The 22,048-nt window shown below is 44.0% G+C and carries 17 protein-coding genes, 1 other RNA gene and 4 pseudogenes; 13 read left to right on the top strand and 9 right to left on the bottom strand.

Annotated elements, in window-relative coordinates; translation table 11 throughout:
• Positions 1–69: 69 nt before the first annotated feature.
• From yaaA to JCM14108_RS14985, 6 genes are all read right to left on the bottom strand, one after another.
• On the bottom strand, positions 70–828 hold the full coding sequence (gene yaaA / locus JCM14108_RS01295; RefSeq protein ID WP_035177853.1) for a peroxide stress protein YaaA: 759 nt from the start codon (positions 826–828) through the stop codon (positions 70–72).
• Between the two features lie 115 nt (positions 829–943).
• A complete protein-coding gene (fni, locus tag JCM14108_RS01300; RefSeq protein WP_035177673.1) occupies positions 944–1,975 on the bottom strand; it encodes a type 2 isopentenyl-diphosphate Delta-isomerase in 1,032 nt (343 codons plus the stop codon).
• Positions 1,972–3,066, bottom strand: a complete 1,095-nt coding sequence (locus tag JCM14108_RS01305; protein WP_035177676.1) for a phosphomevalonate kinase — start codon at positions 3,064–3,066, stop codon at positions 1,972–1,974. Before JCM14108_RS01305 ends, fni begins: the two co-directional genes overlap by 4 nt.
• Before the next feature lie 20 nt (positions 3,067–3,086).
• Positions 3,087–4,073 carry a diphosphomevalonate decarboxylase gene (gene mvaD, locus JCM14108_RS01310; RefSeq protein WP_035177678.1) on the bottom strand — a complete coding sequence of 329 codons (987 nt, stop codon included), beginning with the start codon at positions 4,071–4,073 and terminating at the stop codon, positions 3,087–3,089.
• Positions 4,054–4,395 (bottom strand): mevalonate kinase family protein, encoded by a 342-nt coding sequence (locus JCM14108_RS14980; RefSeq protein WP_237745672.1) that lies wholly within the window; start codon positions 4,393–4,395, stop codon positions 4,054–4,056. The genes mvaD and JCM14108_RS14980 overlap by 20 nt, the downstream gene beginning before the upstream one ends.
• Before the next feature lie 4 nt (positions 4,396–4,399).
• Positions 4,400–5,029, bottom strand: coding sequence for a mevalonate kinase family protein (locus JCM14108_RS14985; RefSeq protein ID WP_237745673.1), 630 nt, complete (start codon positions 5,027–5,029; stop codon positions 4,400–4,402).
• 506 nt (positions 5,030–5,535) lie between these two features.
• Here JCM14108_RS14985 and JCM14108_RS14990 point away from each other — a divergent pair.
• From JCM14108_RS14990 to JCM14108_RS01340, 6 genes are all read left to right on the top strand, one after another.
• A complete protein-coding gene (locus JCM14108_RS14990) occupies positions 5,536–7,104 on the top strand; it encodes an exonuclease domain-containing protein (protein WP_237745674.1) in 1,569 nt (522 codons plus the stop codon).
• Entirely contained in the window at positions 7,058–8,371 is a 1,314-nt protein-coding gene (locus tag JCM14108_RS14995) for an ATP-dependent DNA helicase (protein ID WP_237745675.1), read from the top strand. Before JCM14108_RS14990 ends, JCM14108_RS14995 begins: the two co-directional genes overlap by 47 nt.
• A 129-nt stretch (positions 8,372–8,500) precedes the next feature.
• Positions 8,501–9,007, top strand: coding sequence for a cell wall elongation regulator TseB-like domain-containing protein (locus JCM14108_RS01325; protein ID WP_035177681.1), 507 nt, complete (start codon positions 8,501–8,503; stop codon positions 9,005–9,007).
• 25 nt (positions 9,008–9,032) lie between these two features.
• A complete protein-coding gene (locus JCM14108_RS01330; protein ID WP_035177683.1) occupies positions 9,033–10,253 on the top strand; it encodes a pyridoxal phosphate-dependent aminotransferase in 1,221 nt (406 codons plus the stop codon).
• 1 nt (position 10,254) lies between these two features.
• Positions 10,255–11,535, top strand: a complete 1,281-nt coding sequence (asnS, locus tag JCM14108_RS01335) for an asparagine--tRNA ligase (protein ID WP_035177856.1) — start codon at positions 10,255–10,257, stop codon at positions 11,533–11,535.
• A gap of 27 nt (positions 11,536–11,562) precedes the next feature.
• The gene (locus tag JCM14108_RS01340) at positions 11,563–12,342 is read left to right on the top strand and encodes a DnaD domain-containing protein (protein ID WP_051995951.1); all 780 of its coding nucleotides are present in this window, start codon (positions 11,563–11,565) and stop codon (positions 12,340–12,342) included.
• A 26-nt stretch (positions 12,343–12,368) separates the two neighbouring features.
• On the opposite strand, the pseudogene JCM14108_RS01345 reads toward JCM14108_RS01340, so the two are convergent.
• Together JCM14108_RS01345 and recU are read right to left on the bottom strand one after the other, a co-directional pair.
• Positions 12,369–14,719 (bottom strand): annotated as a pseudogene (locus JCM14108_RS01345) (PBP1A family penicillin-binding protein).
• A gap of 17 nt (positions 14,720–14,736) precedes the next feature.
• The gene (gene recU / locus JCM14108_RS01350) at positions 14,737–15,336 is read right to left on the bottom strand and encodes a Holliday junction resolvase RecU (RefSeq protein ID WP_035177686.1); all 600 of its coding nucleotides are present in this window, start codon (positions 15,334–15,336) and stop codon (positions 14,737–14,739) included.
• Positions 15,337–15,460: 124 nt separating this feature from the next.
• On the opposite strand from recU, the gene JCM14108_RS01355 reads away from it, so the two are divergent.
• From JCM14108_RS01355 to JCM14108_RS01370, 5 genes and pseudogenes are all read left to right on the top strand, one after another.
• Positions 15,461–16,033, top strand: a complete 573-nt coding sequence (locus tag JCM14108_RS01355; RefSeq protein ID WP_191978518.1) for an SLOG family protein — start codon at positions 15,461–15,463, stop codon at positions 16,031–16,033.
• A 58-nt stretch (positions 16,034–16,091) separates the two neighbouring features.
• On the top strand, positions 16,092–16,478 hold the full coding sequence (gene gpsB, locus JCM14108_RS01360) for a cell division regulator GpsB (RefSeq protein WP_035177693.1): 387 nt from the start codon (positions 16,092–16,094) through the stop codon (positions 16,476–16,478).
• Positions 16,479–16,507: 29 nt separating this feature from the next.
• Positions 16,508–16,884: RNase P RNA component class B (gene rnpB / locus JCM14108_RS14210), an RNA gene on the top strand.
• 333 nt (positions 16,885–17,217) lie between these two features.
• A pseudogene (locus tag JCM14108_RS01365) lies at positions 17,218–18,377 on the top strand (THUMP domain-containing class I SAM-dependent RNA methyltransferase).
• 50 nt (positions 18,378–18,427) lie between these two features.
• A pseudogene (locus tag JCM14108_RS01370) lies at positions 18,428–19,539 on the top strand (NAD(P)/FAD-dependent oxidoreductase).
• Here the strand turns inward: JCM14108_RS01370 and JCM14108_RS01375 are convergent.
• Positions 19,532–19,921: a ribonuclease HI family protein gene (locus tag JCM14108_RS01375; protein ID WP_035177695.1), complete on the bottom strand. Its 390-nt coding sequence runs from the start codon at positions 19,919–19,921 to the stop codon at positions 19,532–19,534. The pseudogene JCM14108_RS01370 and the gene JCM14108_RS01375 overlap by 8 nt on opposite strands.
• Positions 19,922–19,958: 37 nt before the next feature.
• Here JCM14108_RS01375 and JCM14108_RS01380 point away from each other — a divergent pair, with 37 nt between their 5' ends.
• Both JCM14108_RS01380 and JCM14108_RS01385 read left to right on the top strand, forming a co-directional pair.
• A complete protein-coding gene (locus JCM14108_RS01380) occupies positions 19,959–20,345 on the top strand; it encodes an EbsA family protein (RefSeq protein ID WP_035177697.1) in 387 nt (128 codons plus the stop codon).
• A gap of 38 nt (positions 20,346–20,383) precedes the next feature.
• A pseudogene (locus JCM14108_RS01385) lies at positions 20,384–22,044 on the top strand (formate--tetrahydrofolate ligase).
• Positions 22,045–22,048 lie beyond the last annotated feature (4 nt).

Consider the following 22,048-nt stretch of genomic DNA (forward strand, 5'->3'; position numbering starts at 1 on the left):
TTTAAATGGATTTATTTTATAAGCCCGGCAACCTATCGTGATTGCCGGGCTTTAGACTACATACCTAATTTATTTTTTTAAATTGCGATCAATAAATACCAACTTTTTCTTTGTCGATAAGTCCTCGTCAAAAGTATAATTAGGTGAATCAAAGTCTTTGATGTCGTCAACGTTGGTTAATTGATGTTCGGCAATAAAACGAACCATCTCACCACGGGCCATTTTAGCTCGCGTAGCCCGGGTTTTTAATTTGCCGGCAGATACATGGCCAAAAACAACATCGATCCAATCATCATCTGCTTGCAGGTACGGTGTCACAGCTTTGGCATATTCCTTAGAGGCGAGGTTGATAATGGGGCCGTCGCCTGCTTGGCGGAGTGTTCGATAAAGTCGATCGCCCCAGAAGTCATAGAGGTTATGGCTTCCGTTAACCGCCAAGGGTGCCTGCATTTCCAGCCGATAGGGTTCAATCCCGTCAAATGGTCTGAGAATGCCATAGAAACCGGATAGAATCCACAGATGATTTTGAAGGTATTCCAAGGCAGAGGCGGTTAAAACACCTGGCGCCATGGATTGATACTGGATTCCGGTGTAACTAAGAATTGCCGGAGTTAAACGACTGGTTAAGTCAATTCTTTGAAGCTGATGGCAGTTTTGTTCAGTCAGCTTGTCACTGGTTCGCCATAACGCCTGCAGTTCGTCATAAGAGTAGTTTTTCAGGGCTGTCAGTAATTGCTTGGTTTTGGATAAATAAAGCGGTTTTTCCCGGACATCGAAGTCATTTAAATCAGTGACCATCTTTTTTGCCGGCGAGATAATGAGTTTCATTAAAAACGTCCTTTCGGTTTGTTTGATTGGCGTCATTTCCAAATTACTTTTTGGAGATGACGTCAATTCTTACGGTAGACAAAAAGCCAAGTTGGCGCGCTTGGCTTTGAGGTAGTTAATAGGTTAAATGACGCTGGTTTAAGTAAGCTAACAGATCAGTAGATAAAATTAATTTCCGCTGCCGAAGTTCTAACAGATTTTGGGAGTTGGTCATCATCATAATGGTTTTTAGACCATACTGCCACTGCTGAACGGTCTGAATAATTGTCTCAATATCTTGATGGATCGCCAGATGCAGAAACTCACCGGCAATCCCGACAGCTTTTGCGCCCAATGCCAAACACTTGGCGATATCAAGAGGTGACTTAACGCCACCGGATGCCAACACCGTCAGCCGGTCTTGAAACGAACGGCTTTCCAATAAGGATTCGGGCGTTGTCAATCCCCAATCTTTCAGATAGTCCATGGCTTTATCCCGTCGGCGAAAATTTTCAATTTCAGCAAAATTAGTGCCACCATGGCCACTGACATTAATGTAGGCGACACCCAAATCGATTAACTGCTGAATTGTTTCCCGACTCATACCAAAGCCAACTTCCTTGACAATAACCGGCACGGAAAGTTGGGCAGTCATTTGGCTGATATTTTCAAGAAATTGAAATTGACGGTCACCCTCCGGCATAATTAATTCCTGGGTTGGATTTACGTGGACTTCCAAGGCGTCGGCACCAATCATTTCAATTGCCTGCTGAGCGGCGGTCAATGATTGATTGGCACCGATATTTGCAAAGATTAAGCCGTTTGGATTGACTTGACGAACAATTTTAAAGCTGGGAGCCAACGTCGGATCACTCAAAGCAACACTCTGGGAGCCGACTGCCATGGCTAAGCCGGTTTGTTTTGCGATCATAGCCAGCTTTTGGTTAATCTGAGCTGTTTTGGGGCTGCCACCAGAAATTGCCTCGATATAAAAGGGCAACTTCATCGTTAACGGGCCAATTGCTGTCGTCAAATCAATGTCGGCTAAATTGTATTTAGGAACACTTTGATGAACAAACCGGAGCCCGTCAAAGGCCCCGGTCTGCCGATAGAATTTTTCGGCTAATGAAAGATGTTCGTCTTTTCGATGTGAATGTTTCGAAATCATTTTATCTGCTCCTTGGCAAGATCGATAACGGGATGAACCCGCAGCGATAACCTGGTAATGCCATTTTCTTTCCATCGATCAATCATTGCCTGAATGTCTTGGGCTTTATCGATTACGACAATCCCACAATCACCGCCGCCGGCACCTGAAGACTTGGCCGCGGCTGAATGAGCAACAGCAATATCACACATCTTTTTTAGCGTTGGCGTTTCAATCTGAACTTTTGAAAACTCGGCTAAATGGCGTAAAATTTCCCGGTTTTTTTGAATTCCGGCTTGAATTGCTGCCAAACTACCGGCTTTAAAACCTTCAATCAGTTCGTTTAGACATTTTTTGCTCTCTTTTAGGAATTGATTGTAGGTCTCGAGTTGCCGGCTTTTTGAAATCGCCACCCTGTCAACCAGGTGGGAAGTAGAAGCCGGTGACCCCGTCCAGCCAATAATCAACCGGAGATTCTCCGGCGGTGTCAGCTGGGTAATGGTTAAGTCCGGCCAAGCCTGGTCAACCAATTCAGTCAATGGCTGCTGCCGACGAGCTGCCTGCAGCCAATCACGGTCAAAAGATTGATATGCAATCCAACCACCGTAAACGCTGGCTGCAATATCGCCCAGTGAACCGTTCCCTTGGACGTGTAAGTGGGCGATTGCCGATAATTTAAATAGTTTACTTTTGGTTAATGGGATTTTGTAAAATTCGCAAAGCGCTTTGACAGTAGCGACGGTTACCGCTGCTGATGAGCCCAAACCGTACTTCTTGCCGTTGGGACTATCCAAGTCACTATTGACCCGCAGATCATAAAGTGCCATTGGTCGACCAAGCGTCTGTGCGTATTCTTCCGTTAGTTGAATCGCTGAGATAATGTAATTAAACGTATTGTCCCGATTATCGAGAATCATTTGATCCCCTTGACGCCGCCAGAAAACCGAATCTTCACGGTATTGTTTGGAGACAATGCTTCCAAAGGACTTGCTCCGAGAAATTTCTACTGTCACAAATTGATCCAACGCAACAATAATGGACGGGTAACCGGTCTCAACGACTGCATATTCACCCGCAATATATAATTTTCCTGGAGCCTTTGCGGTTATCAAATGATCATTTCCTTTCAAAATTATAAGTATTGAACGCCCGGTCCTGGTTTGGTGACAATCACGTTTTTTTCACCAAGGACCTTGGAAAAGGTTGCGGCGATTTTGGCAACTGCTGATTGTTGACAAAGAACTTTAACGTTTGGTCCGGCGTCAATCGTGTAGTAACATGCAACGCCATTGTGCCGAAGCTGTTTAACTAAATTCATAATTGTCAATGTTTGACTGTTAAAATACGTGAAGTCCGGATCAGCGCTGAGTGTTAGGGCGTGCATGCGCATCGCGTTTAATTCGCTGATTCTGCCAAATTGCGAAAAATCGTTTTGATCAATGGCAACTTTCAAGCGTTCAAGATCAGCCTGACAGGTTTTAACCCATGCCGGATAGTAAGGGGAAGTGTCAACTGACAGTTTCATACCTTGACGACTGGAAATTGATTTGGGGCCGCGCGCTACTGTTAGGGCAATGACGCGAATGTCTGTCAGTTTTTCTTGAAAAAGTGGTCGTGCATAGGAAGACAAATCATCTTCTCCGCGCTGCCACTCCGCAAAACCACCAAAAATTGACCGACACGCGGAACCCGAACCCCGTCTGGCCAGTCTGGAAAGCGCCGTGGGGCTTAGTTGAAGTCCGGCTGCTTTGCTGCCGGCTGCTGCCAGCGCCGCAAAAGCCGACGCCGAAGAAGCCAATCCTGCCGCTGTTGGAACGTGATTTACCGATTGAACAACGGCCGGCATCTCAAAACCGGCTTGTTTACGAATTAGGCCCAGGAATTGATGAACCCGCTGAAAACTTTTCTCGGTTGGTTGCTGACCGTCAATTAAAATCTGATCCTCACTCAGGTTTGACTTAAATTGGACAGTTGTATCGGTATAAAAGTGATCAAGGGTTAGCGATAAGCTGCTGGTGTAGGGAATAATTAGTTCTTCATCCCGCTTGCCCCAATACTTGATCAGGGCGATATTGGTATGTGCCCGTGCACTGACGGGGTTAGTTGACAAGGTTGCCATTACTATCTCCAATTGAAAATTTGTAGTTTTTAAAAGACTGGATCCAAGTTTGGGTGGCGCCGGCTTGTCGCAAAGCCGTGGCCACCTTTTGGGCATCAATTTGATTTTCAACAATTGAAATCATACAGCCGCCCAAGCCGCTGCCGGTTAATTTTGCGCCCAACGCACCGTGTTGAACGGCGATTTTGCAAAATAAATCCAGTGTTTTGGTGCTGACGCCTAATTGCGCCAAATTGGATTGGGATTGGGTCATGAGTTTGCCCAATAAAGCTTCATCTGAAGAACGTAAAGCCAGCCGAGCTTTGTCGGCAATCTGTCCCAACTGGTCAATTAAAGCGTTGCCAATTCCGGCTGGTCAACCAATCGATCGTGGACCATTGAAACGGCTTCACCGGTTTTGCCTTAATGCCGCTGTCAGCAATAACCAATGACGGTCGTGGTAAATTAATTGCGATTTGGTGGTTAACCCTGTTTCGAATAAACCAAACCGGCGTCTCTGAACTGGCCGTCGCGGTATCCAAGCCACTGGGATTGCCATGGGTGATTTTTTCTTCGATGTCAGCCAGTTTCAACAATCGATCGCGACTCAGTGGAACATCAAACAGGTTAAAGAAGACCCGGACAATTGCGACTGCGGTGGCGGCAGAAGAGCCCATGCCTCTTTCAGAGGGAATTTTACTCTCAATTTTTAAATGAAAGTTTAAATCCAGTGCGTTAAAAATTGTCAGTAATTCATGAATCAGCACGCGGATCCCTTTTAAATTGTCGGTCATTTCGTTAACCGGGCCATCAAAATATCGACATTCGATGGTTTGACCGTTGGTGTTCGTCGTGATGCTGGTATGAACGTCAACGTTGTAGAGCGGCAGCGCAATTGCCGGCTTTTCGTAAACCACGCTGTGCTCGCCAAACCAAATAATTTTTGCGTAACTTTTAGCTTTTGCTTTTTCTTTCAATCTTTATCCGCTCACTTTCAAACAGTCCAATTTTATCATAATTTAAGCGTGGAAAGAATTGTTACTGATTTTTTAAAATATTCATAAAGAATAGCGTGTGCGAAGCAAAACGGTTAGCACCCGGAATATAAGACGTCGATTTGGAAAATCCTGGTTTTGGATTTTTTAAGTCGATCTCTTATATGAAGCGGTGTTGTTTTGAGTAGCAGTCCTAAAAACAGTGTGCGAAGCTAACCCGGGATAAGCCGGAATGTAAGGCGTTTATTTCGGGAACCCCGGGTTTGGGTTCTTGAAATAAATCCCTTACAAGCAGGCTTATGGGTTAGCGGAGCAGTCCTAGGAAAGCGTGTGAAGCAAAACAATTAATCCCCAGACTACAAGGCATGGCATTGTTCTGCAGGATCCTTATTTTTAGTAGCCTAACATATCTTGACTGTAGTACCATAGTAAATAGTAAATTCTTTAAGAAACGTATTTAAAAATTAAACGATTTTGGTGAAACAACTATGAACTCAAAAACAACTTATGCGGTTGTCGATATTGAAACCACCGGAACAGATATGGCTGTCGACAATCGAATTATTCAATTCAGCTGCGCGCTGGTTTCGCAGGGCCGGATAGTTGATACCTACGTTAGTGATATCAACCCACAGCGCGAGGTTCCTGAACGAATCGTGCAGCTAACGGGGATTACCCCACAGCGACTGGAAACGGCGCCGACCTTCGACCAGGTATCCGCCAAGCTTTATAAACTTTTAAGCGGAACAGTGTTTGTTGCTCACAACGTGAACTTTGATTTCCCATTTCTAAACCGTGAATTTCAACGAGTCGGCTATCCGGAATTGGATATTGAAGCGATCGATACGGTAACTTTAAGCCAGATTTTGCTGCCGACGCTTTCCAGTTACCGGCTGCAGGATCTGAGCGCCTATTTTAACATTGTTCACGATCATCCCCATACAGCTGATAGTGACGCCCTGGCAACTGCCAAACTGCTTCTGGTTTTATTTCGGCAGATTCGATCCCTGCCCAGGCGCACGCTGGAACAGATTATCACAATTAACCCGTCATTGCCGCAGGACACCATGAAGGTATTTATTCAAGCCAATGATGAGAATCGATCCCAACAGTTAGCTGAAAAACTGCCGGTTCACCTGAAGCTTTCATCCGGACTGGTACTTCGAAAACGTGAACCAATATTTAGTGACGTCCGTGACAAACCGACTGCCGCTAAATTTCCCAAAACCAGGGCTGCCAAATCAAAAATTTTACCAGACCATTTAGAATCCCGGGTTGAGCAAAATAAGATGATGAACATGATTTACAACAATTACGCAGATCCCAAGCATCATCAGGCCAAGCCTTTGGTCATCGAAGCCCCGACGGGAATTGGTAAAAGTTTGGGCTATTGCCTGCCATTTAGTTATTTAGCCAGCGCTCACAAGCCGGTTGTCATCAGCACAGCAACCACTTATCTGCAGTTTCAGCTCCAGCAGCAGACAATTCCACTGTTGAATCAAAGCCTGCCATTTCAGGTTAACAGCGTTATTTTGAAGGGGGCGAGTCATTATATTGACCTCAACAAGTTTCGTCATTTGCTGTTTGTGGCCGATAATTCTGTTCAAACCGCCTTCATCAAAGCGCAGATTTTGGTTTGGCTGACGATGACAACTACCGGTGATTTGGACGAACTGCATTTAAACGTTGAACAAACCCCATTTGTTTGGAAGATTCAACACGCCGGCGTGAAATGGCTGAATCCCGACTCGGCGTTCTATGATGAGGATTTTTTAAGATATAATCTGGCTAAAGCCCAACAAGCCGATTTTATTATTGTTAACCATGCCTATCTGTTGAAAAATTGGCAGTTTTTCCATGACTTCCCGGTAAAACCGTATCTACTGGTTGATGAAACCCAGCAGTTCGCCGAAACAGCTATTCGAAGCAACCAGCAGCGGATTAATCCACTGGCGGTTATTTCAGCGGTAAATCGAGTCCGCGGTGATATTCAGGAAAATCATCACGGTAGTGCGGGATGCCTTTGCCGACAATGCGCTGCTAAATCGACTGGCTGATCGGTTGGACGACTTTTTGGAACAAATTCGAAAATTATTAGCACAATTAACCCAAACGCTCTTTGACCAAACTGTCAATAATAAGCAGTTGCACAAACAGGCAGACTTCTTTACCCGGCTGATTCCAAGAGATGAACTCAAGAAAATAGCGACTGCCAACCGATCGCTGTTTAACAATCTCGAACATTGCCAAACCGAAGTTGAAGCAATTCTGATTCAGCTGAACACTGAAGTTGATAGAAACGCTGATGCCTTTACAAATCACGATTACCTTGGTATCTATGATTTATACGAGGACTTCGAGGATTTCATGACCAAGCTTTCATTTTTAACAGCGATTGTAAATATGGATCAAACGGTAATTGATCAAAAAGTCGTTTGGATAACGATTAATCATGTTAAAGATATCAACAGTTTTTCAATTAATCAGGGAATTTTAAAAACCAGGGATTATTTAAATCAGCGGCTTTATTCGGCATTTGAGCCGCCAGCTTTTACCGGTGCGACAATTTTTTCATCACGGCGATCTCAATTCATTTTTAGCCTGTTGGGAATTGACCGAAAGGCTGCAGCGGTTAGAAGACTCCAAAGTGACTTTGATCCGCAAAATCAAGCCCGCCTTTTTCTGGTCGATGCACCGACACAAACTCATTTTGCACCCAATTCAGCTGAACATTTCCAGCTGATTGCCCATGCAATTGAGCAGATTTATCAAAATGCGCCTCGACAAACCCTGGTCCTGTTTAATTCATTACAAGCCATTGAGCAGACTCACCAAATACTTGCCGAAGATGGATTTACGGCGACCCATCTGGTTTTGGCTCAGGGTGTAAATGGAACAGCCACCCGGTTAAGCAGACAGTTTATTCATAATGAACCTGCCATTTTACTCGGGGCCAATGTTTTTTGGGAGGGCGTAGACTTTCCGGCCCACCTGCTGGAGAACTTGATTATTGCCCAGTTGCCCTTTGACACGCCGGAAGACCCGTATAATCATGCGTTATATGCAATTGAACGCGGTAAGGGGAAAAATCCATTTTACAGTTTGGCGCTGCCAAAAGCAATTCTGCGGCTGCGTCAGGGGATGGGGCGGCTCCTGCGGACCAAAACCGACTATGGCACTATTTTCGTTCTGGATCCACGACTGACTACCAAACGTTATGGCCAAACTATTTTGACTAATTTAAAAAACGAAATTCCAATGAAGACCGGCAGCCTTGCCGATTGCATTAAAGACATGGTTAAATTTTTTGAAAGCAGGCGCTAGGTGCGTTCCGTAAACTTAAATATTTGCTATAATAAACGATGTATGTGAAAAATTGCTGAAAAATTTGGTGGCTCTTTTCACTGAATATCAGTTATGGACAACGTAAATCTAATTCGGAAGGAAAATGTCATGCAGCGAGAACGGCGAGTCAAGCGCGAACCCAAAGTTAAATTGCGGTGGTTGATTATGCTTGCCATCCTAATTTTAGGCTTTGCAACCTTTATTATCATCCATCAAGCTGAAAAGCCAATGGCGACTGCCAGAAGCCAAACAGTTTCGATTGCTAAAAAATACGCCGGGGTCAAGTCAGTAACCAATTTTTACTCAGCCAATCTGGGACGAACCTACTATTCAGTAGCCGGTAAAACTGCCAAAAAACGGGCAGTTTACGTTATTGTTGCCAAAAAGGGCGGTGCGGTGACGGTGATTAATCAAAATTCCGGATTGCGTGAGTCCGCAATTCGAAGCCGACTTCAGGAGTTAAAGAATCCCCGGAAGATCAATAACGTTGGTTTAACGCTGATTGGCGGCAAACCATACTGGGAAATCAGTTACGTTAACCGCAATCGTAATTTATGTTTTGCAACCCTTAGTTTTAAAACGGGTGCCGTGAAAAAGTTGATTGAAAATATCTAGACAAAAGTTATGAAGGGACAAAATAATGAAATTCTCAAATCGGGCAATGAATGTAAAGCCTTCCGCAACTGTTGGTGTTTCAAATCGCGCTAAAGCAATGATCAGAGACGGAATCGACGTTGTTAACCTGGGAATCGGAGAACCTGATTTTACGACTCCCAAAGTCATTTCTCAGGCAGCCATTTCAGCCATTCAGCACGGAAAAACCAGTTTTTATACACCGGCCAGCGGGTTACCTGAATTAAAACAGGCAATTGCCGACAGAATTGCTGCCGATTACGGTGTAACCTACGCACCGGAGCAAATCAGCGTTGCCAATGGTGCCAAAATGGCACTTTACGTCATTATGCAGGCCCTGGTAGACGATGGTGATGAGGTCCTAATGCCCAAGCCAAGCTGGGTTAGTTACAGCCAACAAGTTTCATTGGCGGGTGGCCGACCGGTTCTGGTTGATACCAACGCCGAGTTTAAGATTACCCTTCGCAGCTTGGACGCGGCCTACAGTGACCGCACGAAGCTGCTGGTAGTTAATTCGCCGCAAAACCCAACCGGAACCGTCTACAGCAAATCTGAACTGCAGGCAATCGGTCAATGGGCCGTTGATCATCACATTCTACTGATTGCAGATGATATTTACGGCAAACTGGTTTACAATCAGACCGAATTCTATTCACTTATTCAATGTGGCCAAGAAATTGCCGACGCAACCATTCTGGTTAACGGGGTTTCCAAGGCATATTCAATGACGGGGTGGCGGATCGGTTACGTTGCCGCGGTTCCTGAAATTATCGGCAAAATAAACGCAATCTTATCGCATTCAACGGGAAATCCGGCAACGGTTAGCCAGTATGCAGCAATTGCGGCTTTTCAATCGGACCAAACGGATGTTGAAAAAATGCGACGGGCCTTTGAACAGCGGTTGAATACAATTTATCCGCTGCTGCAGCAGGTCCCCGGCTTTAAGCTTGATCAGAAACCGGCGGGGGCTTTCTATCTTTTTCCAAATGTAGCGGAAGCCATTCAGATTGTCGGTGTACAAACGTCTTCGCAACTGGTAGAACTATTGTTAAACGAAGCCCACGTGGCCGTTGTTGACGGTGGGGCATTTGGAATGCCCGGCTACTTGCGGCTTAGTTACGCTGCCGGTTTGGAGGACTTAAAACTTGCGGTTAGCCGGATCAATACTTTTATGACCCGGTATTTAAAGAAAAAAGTATCTGGAGGAATTTCCATTGAGACAAATTAACATGATTGACGCCCCAAAATACGTCAACGAAAAGGTAAAAATCGGCGTTTGGCTGACAAATAAACGCTCAAGCGGGAAGATTGCCTTTCTGCAGCTACGGGATGGTACCGCTTATTTCCAAGGAGTCGTTGTTAAAAACAACGTTTCCGCAGAGACGTTTGAGCTTGCCAAAGAGGTTAAGCAGGAAACCAGTATGTGGATTACGGGAATTGTTCACGAAGACAGTCGCTCCCATTTCGGTTATGAAATTGAAGTGGAAACCATTGAAGTTGTCAGTGAATCACACGATTATCCAATTACGCCCAAGGAACACGGTATTGATTTCTTGATGGATCACCGTCACTTATGGTTACGCTCAAGTCGGCCCCATGCCGTAATGCGCATTCGAAATGAAGTTATTAAGGCAACTTATGACTTTTTCATTGATGAAGGATTTATTAAGATCGACGCCCCAATTCTAACCGGCAGTGCCCCCGAAGGAACAACCGATCTTTTTCATACAACGTATTTTGACCGGGATGCTTATCTTTCTCAAAGTGGTCAACTGTACGAAGAGGCTGGTGCGGAAGCTTTTGGTAAAGTTTTCTCATTTGGGCCGACTTTCCGGGCAGAAAAATCCAAAACCCGGCGTCATTTAATTGAGTTTTGGATGATTGAGCCTGAAATGGCCTTTATGCATCAGGAAGAAAGTCTGGATATTCAGGAACGCTATATTGCTTATTTGGTTCAACGGGTACTTGATAACTGTTCGATGGAATTAAAGACCCTTGGCCGGGATGTTGAAACGTTGAAAAAATATACGATCGTACCGTATCCACGAATCAGTTACGACGAAGCAATTGAACTGTTAAAGAAAAACGGTTTTAAGTTGGACTGGGGCGTTGATTTTGGATCGCCGGAAGAAACTTTTCTTGCCGATCAATTTGATCAGCCCGTCTTTGTCTTGAATTATCCAAAGGCCATTAAACCTTTTTACATGAAGCCACACCCGACCAGAGACGATGTCGTGATCTGTGCCGACTTGCTGGCACCAGAAGGCTATGGTGAGATTATCGGCGGTTCTGAAAGGGCCGTTGACTATGATTACCTGTACGAGCAAATTGTCAAAGCCGGCTTGGATCCAAAGGAATACTCCTGGTACCTGGATCTTCGCAAATATGGTAGTGTCCCGCATTCAGGATTCGGACTGGGCTTGGAAAGAGCTTTAACCTGGATTACAGGTGAGGACCATGTCCGTGAGGCAATTCCATTCCCACGGCTGCTGAATCGAATTTACCCATAATTTTTTGGGATAAGGAGGCAGTATTAGTTGGACAGTTATACGCATGACATACTTGCGGGCGGTCAAACAACCGTTGCTAATTTTTTGCTGAGTAATTATCGTAAGATTGGGATGTCTAATGACGAACTACTGCTTTATATCTTAATTAAGCAAGGGAACACTTTAGTAGTCCCAATGCCGGAAGTTGGTAGCCTTGCAGACCTGACCGGATACAGTAAACAACAGCTTTTTGAAATTTTTCATCAAATGATTCAAAAAAAGTTAGCTAAAATTACGCAAATCCGGGTTGATCGGCAACAGGTTGATGCCTACGATTTTAATCCGTTGTATGAGAAACTATCACTACTTGAACAAACTGAACATTCAGATGAAGAAAGCCAAGAAGAAGCCGGCTTTCAGGTATCGAAGGCTCCAGTAGTGAGTGAGCAGCAGCGTCAGTCGGTTTTTTCAACTATTGAAAAGGAATTCGGCCGAACTTTATCGCCGATGGAAATGGAGTCAATCAGTCAATGGATTGATTTAGACCATTATTCTCCTAAAATAATTGAATTGGCTTTAAAAGAAGCGGTTTTAAGTCAGGTCTACAATTTGAAATACATGGATCGCATTTTAAGGAATTGGGAAAAGCGTCACTTAAAAACGGTTCAGCAAATTGAAGATTATAATCGACGGCGGGTTCAATCCAGTACAATGGATGAGGAGACCCAGTATCATGGTCCCAAAATCCCATTCGTTGATTTAAGAAAATCGACTATTAAAGAAAAAAACGGATCATTAATTTGTAAAAAAAGCGTTCCAAACCAATAATGGTTTGGAACGCTTTTTAAGCAGTTTTACTGATCGTTAACATCGTTATTCCCTGTATCTGGCGAATTAGTGTTTTGATTATTCGATGAATCGGAAGGATTACCGCCAGTTGATGAACTTTCTGTCGAAGAAGCATCTGATGATGCCGAGCTAGCTGAACTTGAGGTGTTGTCACCACTGGATGAACCGTCTCCCGATGACGAACCGCTGCCGCCGGGTTGTTGGGTAGTTGAAGCAGATTGTGACGATTCGTTAGTCCGTGATTCCTCGTTACTTCTTGGAGAGGTTGCCACCGTACCGTTATTTGAACTTGAACTGCTTTCAATTGAATAACTGCCGGCTGCCGTTGTTGTGTTATCAGTTACCGTTCCCGGATAACCGGCAACATAATATTCGGTTGTACCACCACGATTTGTAGCAACAACGTCATTAGGCTGCGTCCAATCGGAGTTCGGCTTATTTTGAGAAACGTAGCTCATTACCGATTTATAAATCTGTTGTGAGATTTCGGTTTCTGGTTGGGTAATGTAGGAGTTGGCTTTGAATTGATGGTCATAGCCAGTCCAAATTGCCAGTGAATAATTCTTGGTATAACCAGAGAACCAAGCGTCCATTGATGAATTCGCCGGTACCTTATTTAAATAATCGTCCGGGTATTGCGTCGTTCCAGTTTTACCTGCCTCATACAGACCGGAGATCTTTGCGGCTGTCCCAGAGCCGTTAGCATCCGTCATAACGCCCTTTAGCATGTTGGTAATCATAAAGGCGGTTGCCGGTGTCATTGCCCGCTTGCCGGTCGCATGGAACCGTTTGGTGACACCATTGGCCTGAACAATTTTTTTGATTGTGTAAGGCTTATAGTAGGTTCCACCATTCGAAAAAGCAGCGTACGCAGCTGCCAGCTGTTCGGAAGAAATATAAAGACCGATACCATTTTGAAGGCTGAGTGTTTTCTTAAACGGCATTCCCAGTTTCTTTAAGAAAGAGGTTGCTTTTGAAATGCCAACATTTTCAAGTGTCCTGATCGCCGGAATATTTCTGGATTCGACCAGGGCTTTTCTCATGGTGATGGTGCCCTGATATTTATCATCAAAGTCCATTACGTTTTTATCCGTCCCGGGATAGACATAGGGCGTATCTTTTACGGCTGATAGGTTGGGTATTTGAGATACTCAATTGCCGGACCGTAGTCCATAATCGGTTTTGCGGTTGACCCGGAGGAACGGCCGGTTTGGACGGCCCGGTTAAGGCCAAATGAAACCTTGGTTTTCCGACTGCCCTGCATAGCCATTACTTGGCCATTATTGACATTTACCAGCGTCGCGCCGACTTGGAACCGTTTATTCGGGTAGGCGATGCTTGGATCATTGTTTGCAACATTGTAAAGCTTTTTTTGGGCCTTCATATTCAAATTTGTATAAACTTTTAACCCACTGTTGGCTTTATAACCCTTGGCTTTTAACTCTTCCAGAGTCTGTTTCAAATAAGAGTCAACATAACGCGAAGTTTTAGCTGAGCCACTTGTTTTGGTGTGGTTTTTAGTCAAACCACTTTTAACGCTGGTATTTTTAGCCCGCTGTGCCTGGGCCGATGTAATGGTCTTATTCTTAACCATAGCGTTTAGAACCTGATTACGTCTTTCGGTTGCGTATTTAGGATAAAGATACGGGTTATAGTACTTTGGCGATTGTGGCATCCCGGCAAGCAAAGCCAACTGCGGCAGCGTAAGTTGATTTAACGTTTTGTTGTAATAAAATTCCGCGCCCGTTTGCATACCATAAACACCGTTTCCCATGTAAACTTTGTTGATATAAAATTCCAAAATTTGGGCTTTGGAGTAATGGTTTTCTACCTGAATGGCCAACCAGGCTTCCTGAGCCTTTCGTTTCAATGTTCGATCGCTGGCTGCTGTTGAGAACACGGATAGTTTGACCAGCTGCTGGGTCAGTGTGCTGCCACCCTGCATGCCTAATGAAGATCCGGTTAAATTGGAAAGGGCAGCGCCAACGATTCGAATCGGGTCGACACCATGGTGTTTGTAAAAGCGACGGTCTTCGATTGAAACCACCGCCTGTTTCAACGTGGCGGGAATTTTGTTTGACTTAACATAGTCTCGATTCTGGCTGCCGAGCCTTGAAATAACTTTTCCGCCAGCATCATAAATCTTGGTTGAATTATCACTGGAAAGTGCTGTCCGGGTAATTTTGGGTGCGCTTGATGCGTAATAGGCGAACAAACCAGCTCCGAATAAAAATAAAAGTACCAATAAACTAAGTACAATCTTGATAAAGCGTTTAAACGGGCCCTTTTTCTTTTTGGCAAATTGCCGGCCGCGTCTGATATCCGCTCTTGATTTCTTAGGATTATTCTGTGACATAGATTTCTCCTTCGTAATTACTCAATGATCGAATCGACCGCCCGTAAATAGGGAAGAAGTGGATTGATTTGATAAGGGACAGCAACCCCGATTTTTTCAATTGTTTTTCGCGGAATCGACTTCCGCCCACCGATTTGCTGCTGATCCCAGTAATCGATAAGATCCGTTGCCTTAAGCAGGAAAACGGATTGATCATTGACAAATTTGATGATGGCAAAACAGATTCCTTGTTGCTTTAAGCATTCTCTCATATGCTCTACTTGATGTTTATGAAAATTTTTTAAAGGAAAAGATGTTTTGTTTTTGGTTTCCTTGGCATCAAAATCGATGTAACGGCCCTTATAAACACCGTTGTAATCGGTCGTTGATGCCTTTCGAAAATAAGCCTCCTTAATTCTTGCAGCACTTCTTTTAGGATAGTCCACCGACACAATCTGAATTGGGGTGGGCTTCTTATGAATGACCGCAATTTCTTTGTTCAAATAATACTTGTTGCTCTCGTTTAGCTCAGCTTCCAGCGTCATACCACGGTTCGAAAAGTTTATTGTATCATTATGGGGACGCTCAAAGCCAGACTGTCGATGAAATTGATGACCGTCCGGGTATCTAATTGTCATAAAACCGACTCCCTTTTAACATCAATATGTACATTGTACTGCAATTTCAGTTAAAATAGTTTTAATAATGATATTATAGCAATTGAGATTGTGAATGAAAAATGTTTTATGAATGGGTGATATCTTGAGTCGGTTATGGATAACAGGTTACCGCAGTTACGAACTGGGAATCTTTAAAGATGATGATCCAAAACGTAAGGTCATTGATTACGTGTTGACAAATGAACTGAGACAGGCGATCATTAACGGGACGGACTGGATTATTTCAGGTGGTCAACTTGGTGTGGAACAATGGGCGCTAGCGGCTGCTGAGAAATTAAAAGCGGATTATCCGGGAGAATTTCAAACTTCAATGATGCTGCCATTTGCGGATTTTGGCGGCAACTGGAATGAAAATAACCAGCTAAAGCTGACCAAACTAAAACAGAACGTTGATTTCTCAGCTTCGGTCAGCCGGCAGCCTTATCAGTCACCACAACAATTAAGAAATTATCAAGAATTTATGTTAACTCATACGGATCAGGTAATTATGATATATGATTTAGATAATCCGGGAAAATCACAATACGATTTTGACAAAATTAAAAAATTTGCGGATAATCATCCATACCCTTATCGCTTGATCACGTTCGATGATCTGCAAAATGCTGCGGATGAATATCAAGAAAACCTAAATAATAGTTCCCAAGATGACTAATATATGGTATTATCTTAAATGGTTTGTTGCAAATTAAGACGAGGTGTAACCAATAAATATGGAAAACATTAACTATACTCCAAAAGATATCCTCCAAAAAGAATTCAAGCAAAAAATGCGTGGGTATGATCCAAATGATGTCGATAGCTTTTTAGACAATATTATTAAAGATTACGAAACCTTTAACAAGCAATTGCAAGAGTTAAGCGATGAGAATGAACGTTTAAAGGTCCAGGTTGATGAATTAAATAAACAATTGGCGGTTGCCGGCAGTCAGCAAATGCCAACCGCCGGTGCCGGTATGCCGACCGCCAGTCGGACGGCTGCCAGTCAATCAATGTCCAGCGCAACGAATATGGACATCCTTAAGCGTTTGTCTAATTTGGAGAGGCGAGTCTTCGGATCACAATTGGATAGTGGTTCAAACGAATCGCACCGGTTATAAAGTTTAGTTAACTTATTGGATTCAGTGCAAATTCTGAGTAATTGCGGTCGTCTTTAAGGCGGCTGAGGAAAGTCCATTCTCGCACAGGCTGCGATGCCTGTAGTGTTCGTGCTCGGTGAAAAAATAAGCCGGGGGACTCTGAATAAGAGTTACGGCGGATTCCAAGCTAAGGCCAATGGCTATGCGGCAGAATCCCTAAGGTGCCACAGTGACGAATGTCGGAAGAAATTTCGGCAGTGGAACGCGGTAAACCCCTCGAGCGGGAAACCCAAACTTTTGGTAGGGGAGCTTCACACACGGTAAATGAACCAAGTGTGGGGGAGAAATATTTTATTTCTCAGATAGATGATTACTACTTACTGGTTTGTTCCTGGAAATCAGTGAGCACAAAACATGGCTTATAGGAATTTGCACAAAGCAGGATAGGGGCTGAGACAAAAGTAATTTTGTCCAGCCCTTTTTACATAATCAAGATTATTACCGAGCAAAAACGGGTGCCAAAAGGCAACTTCCTGCTTCGTAACCGAATTACCCAAATATTCCAGTCTAAAATATTTAGGTAATCCGCTTGCGCTCTGGAAGTTAACGGCCTCTTGGGACGTTCTCTTTTTTAATATCTCATAAAAATTCCCAATTTAGCCGTGTTTCCGGCTAAAATACGGTATGATTAAAGAAACAGATAAAAACGGTAAAAAAGCCGTGGCATGATGACTCTAAAAGTAAGTGAGCGTGAGATTGATTGAAATTTAAATTAATTGCAACTTGTGCTGCAGGAATTGAAGCACTCGTAGGTAAAGAACTTCGTGATTTGGGATATGAAACCCAGGTTGAAAATGGCCGGGTTCGGTTTGTCGGTGATGAACAGGACATTATCAAAACAAATTTATGGCTGAGAACTGCGACCGCATTAAGATCGTCGTAGATGAATTTAAGGCCCAGACTTTTGATGAATTGTTTGAAAAAACAGCCAGTAATCAGTGGGACCGATTGCTGCCAATGGATGCCGAATTTCCAGTTGAAGGCCGGTCACGGAATTCAAAGCTGCATAGCGTACCGGATGTTCAGGCAATCGTTAAAAAGGCAATTGTGAATTCATTGAGTACTGCTTACCACCGGCATACCAGATTACCTGAAACCGGGGCCAAATTTCCACTCGAGATTGCCCTTAATAAGGACCAGGCCATGCTGACGCTGGACACAACCGGCCCCAGCTTGTTTAAACGCGGGTATCGAATCGAAAAGGGACCGGCACCATTGAAAGAAAATATGGCGGCTGCACTTATTTTGCTAACTAGTTGGTACCCGGATATGCCGTTTATTGATCCAATGTGTGGCTCCGGGACAATTCCCATTGAGGCAGCTTTGATCGGCCGCAACATTGCGCCCGGCTTTAATCGTGATTTCCTTTGTGAAAATTGGCCCTGGATTAACGCGGAAATGGTCCGCCGGGTTCGTGACGAAGCGGACTCTAAAGCGGATTATGATCGGCAATTGGATATTTCGGCCAGTGATATTAACGAAAATATGGTCGAAATTGCCAAAAAGAATGCCGAAGAGGTTGGTCTGCTGGCTGACATTCAATTTAAGCAGCTGGCAGTCGCTGATTTCAAAACGGATAAGGTAAACGGTGTAATCGTTGCTAATCCACCGTATGGTGAGCGAATGAGTGAAAAAAAGCAGGTTCATGAATTGTATCGTCAGATGGGCAGGGCTTTTAAACCGTTAACCAGTTGGTCCAAATACTTCTTAACTTCGGATCTTGAATTTGAAAACTTTTATGGTCAAAAGGCCACCAAACGGCGGAAATTATATAACGGCGCCCTAAGAACGGATTATTTTCAATATTGGGGTAAAAAAGTTCGCAATATGAGCAGTCTATCGAATTATTCAGCCGATTAAAACGGCTTTTTATGTTAAAATAGGAACTATTGGCAGAAAGAAGTGAGCAGATGCAAAAGCGAGTTGCCGTAATTGGTGGCGGGATCATTGGTGCAACAGCTGCTTTTTACCTAAGTTATTTGGATCAATCACAATCATTATCCGTAACGTTGTTTGATGATGATTTGGGCCAAGCAACCAAGGCGGCCTCGGGAATTATTTCCCCCTGGCTGTCAAAACGACGGAACAAACGCTGGTACGCTTTAGCTAAACAGGGGGCTGCTTTTTATCCAAAGTTAATCGCGGACGCAAAGCTTGGACCAAATGTTTACCAGCAAACGGGGACCATTGTGACTCGAAAGCAGCCTGATGACCTTGAAAGTCTATACCAAGAGGCCATGATTAAGCTGCAGCATACGCCGGCCATGCAGGACGTCGAGTTGCTTTCTGCCCGTGAGGTTGGCCGAAGACTCCCATTTTTAACCAATCCGCCGGCAGGGATCTTTGTGAAAGGCGGTGCCAAAATTGATGGTCGCTGTTTTATTGAAGAGCTCCTAAAGCAGGCACAAAAGCAGCGGCTGATCGTCCGCCGACAACGGGTCTTTTTCGATAAAAGTGGTCAAATTAGAACATCTATGGGATTGGAAAAATTTGATACCATTATCGTTGCGACTGGTGCGTGGATGAAAGGAACTTTAAAACCACTTAATTATTTAGTTAAAATTCGACCGCAAAAGGGCCAATTGATTGATCTAGCTGTTAATCCGCTTCGATATCGGAGCCGACTGCCGGTTTTAATGCCGGAAGGCAGTTCAGATATTATCCCATTCAGCCAACGGAAGTTAGTGGTTGGTGCGACCCATGAAAATGATGGTGGCTTCGATCTTAAAGCGACAGCGAAAGCCCAAACGCTGCTCCTGAAAAACGCCCAAGTCTTTGACAACCGGCTAAAAGCAGGGCAGATTATGCAAACCAGAGTCGCACCCGGGCTTATACGGATGACTTCGCACCGTTTTTTGGTCGGCTGCCGAGTAACCCCAATATTTTGCTAGGTGGTGGTTTAGGATCATCAGGATTGACTACCGGGCCGATAATTGGTTATTTACTGGCCAAAGCGATTGTGGATGAACAATGGGGGCACTGGGAAGCATTTACCAGGCCATTAAGCAACTACATCATTTAGCATGCAGGGCCTGAGTAGCCAGATAATGGGCGCCGTGATTTTGACTGTCAGGGATCCAAGTATTAATAACGGTCGAAAAATGCTGCTGCAGGGTTAGTAATTGTTCGGTTTGATTTTCGAAATGTTTGGCATAGGCCTTATTAAGGCTATCAATGACAATTTTGCTGTCGGTGTAATAAAAAACAAACCCGGTGGGGTCGGCTTTTAAATCGATTAGTTTTTGAAAGCCGATAATGGCGGCTGTAAATTCAGCCTCGTGGTTGTTCATTGGTTGAATTTTTTGACTTAGTTGTATTTGATGGCCGTTTTGAATTATTAAGATTCCGATAGCCGCTTGGCAGGTTCGCTGGTTAACGGCTGCATCTGTATATAGTTTAATCATTTTGGCACCACTTTCTTTGATTTAAGGAGCTTGTTTAATGATAACGCAAAAACGACACTTTTTTTACCAGCCAAATCCATTAAGCAGCATTATCTGCTGGAGTTGGACGCTGCTGATCTTTTTTATTGGCGTAATCATCTGGTTGGAAATTACGCATTTTCAATGGATAACCTTGTTTTTCTTCGTCCTATTTGCCTTTTTAACGTGGGCGGAAATTCATTTTCGAAGTATTCAGGTATACGAAAACAAGTTGATTGTCAGCCGAATCACTAATCCACATTGGCTGGTTGTTGATTTTGACCAGATTTCTCACGTAACGACATCAAAATATCAACTTGGATTTGTTGCGAATACCCGAATTTATAGTTTTATCCTGCCTGCCAACTCTGTGATTGAAATCAGTGAAATGATTTCTAAAAAATAAATTTTAATCCAATATTGAAATCAAGGAGGATTTTTATTATGAAAAGCGATGTTGAAATTTCCCAGGAAGCTAAGATGGCTCCTATTACAACAGTGACAAATCAACTTGGAATCGATCCGGATGATCTTGAACAATATGGTAAGTTTAAAACAAAGGTCAACTTTGACCCGACAGCCAGTCATCAAGACGGCAAATTAATTTTAGTTACCTCAATTAATCCGACTGCCGCCGGTGAAGGAAAAACGACGGTTACTATTGGTCTGGGTGACGCGTTTAAGGAATTACATAAAAACGTTGTGCTTGCCTTACGGGAACCTTCGTTAGGCCCCGTAATGGGTATGAAAGGCGGTGCAACCGGTGGTGGGTACGCCCAGGTCGTGCCAATGGAAGATATTAACCTTCACTTCACAGGTGACTTTGACGCTTTGACCGAGGCCCACAATACTTTGGCTGCATTAATTGATAACCATATTCAGCATGGGAATCAGTTAAATATTGATCCACGTCAAATCGTTTGGAAGCGGGTATTGGATGTCAATGATCGTGAACTTCGCCAAGTTGTAATCGGTCTTGGCGGCAGAACCTCAGGGGTTCCCCGTCAGGACGGCTTTGATATCACAGTTGCCAGCGAGCTGATGGCAATCCTGTGTCTGGCAACCAGTCTGCAGGATTTGAAAAAGCGAATCAGCAAAATCCTGATTGGTTATACGTATGACCGTCAGCCGGTTTACGTTAGCGATCTTCACGTTGAAGGTGCTTTAACACTGCTGCTTAAAGACGCGGTTAAACCAAATTTGGTTCAAACACTTGAGCAGACACCTGCATTTATTCATGGCGGTCCCTTTGCAAACATCGCGCATGGCTGCAACAGTATTTTAGCTACCAAAGCGGCCTTGGCATATGGCGATTACGCGATTACCGAGCTGGCTTCGGCTCTGACTTGGGTGCCGAGAAGTTTATGGATATTGTAACGCCGAGATTAAACAAAACACCTGACTGTGTCGTGGTTGTTGCAACAGTTCGCGCTTTAAAGCTCAACGGCGGTGCCGATAAAAAAGAATTGAATGTTGAAAATCTGGCAGCCTTAAAAAAGGGCGTTGTCAATTTGAAGCGCCACGTAGAAGGTATGCAGCAGTACGGCAAGCCGGTAATTGTGGCAATCAACAAATTTGCCACTGATTCCGATGATGAATTAAGCTACTTATCAAACTATGTTAAAAACACACTCAAAGTAACCGGCGAAATTATCAATAGTTGGGCTCAGGGTGGCCAAGGCGGTCTTGACTTGGCTAAAAAAGTAATTGCGGCATGCGACACGCCAGCTGACTTTCATCGGCTTTATGATGAAAATGCCGGTGTTTTAGAGAAAATGCAGGCAATTGTAACCCGGATTTATGGTGGTGCCAACGTAGAACTATCCAGAAAAGCCAAGAATCAGTTGAAACGAATCGAAAAAATGGGTTACGATCACTTGCCTGTTTGCATGGCGAAAACTCAGTACTCTTTTACTGATAATGCTAAACAATTAGGCGCCCCGGAAAATTTCACGATTCACGTTTCCGACCTGCAGCTTAAATTAGGGGCTGGCTTTATTGTGGCGCTTACTGGTAAAATATTAACAATGCCCGGTTTGCCAAGTCATCCGGCAGCTTTGGACATGGATATTGATGAAAACGGTCGAATTACCGGCCTATTCTAAAAGG

The organism is Lentilactobacillus farraginis DSM 18382 = JCM 14108, from assembly GCF_000583655.1.
In the GTDB taxonomy this organism is placed as follows: Bacteria; Bacillota; Bacilli; order Lactobacillales; family Lactobacillaceae; genus Lentilactobacillus; species Lentilactobacillus farraginis.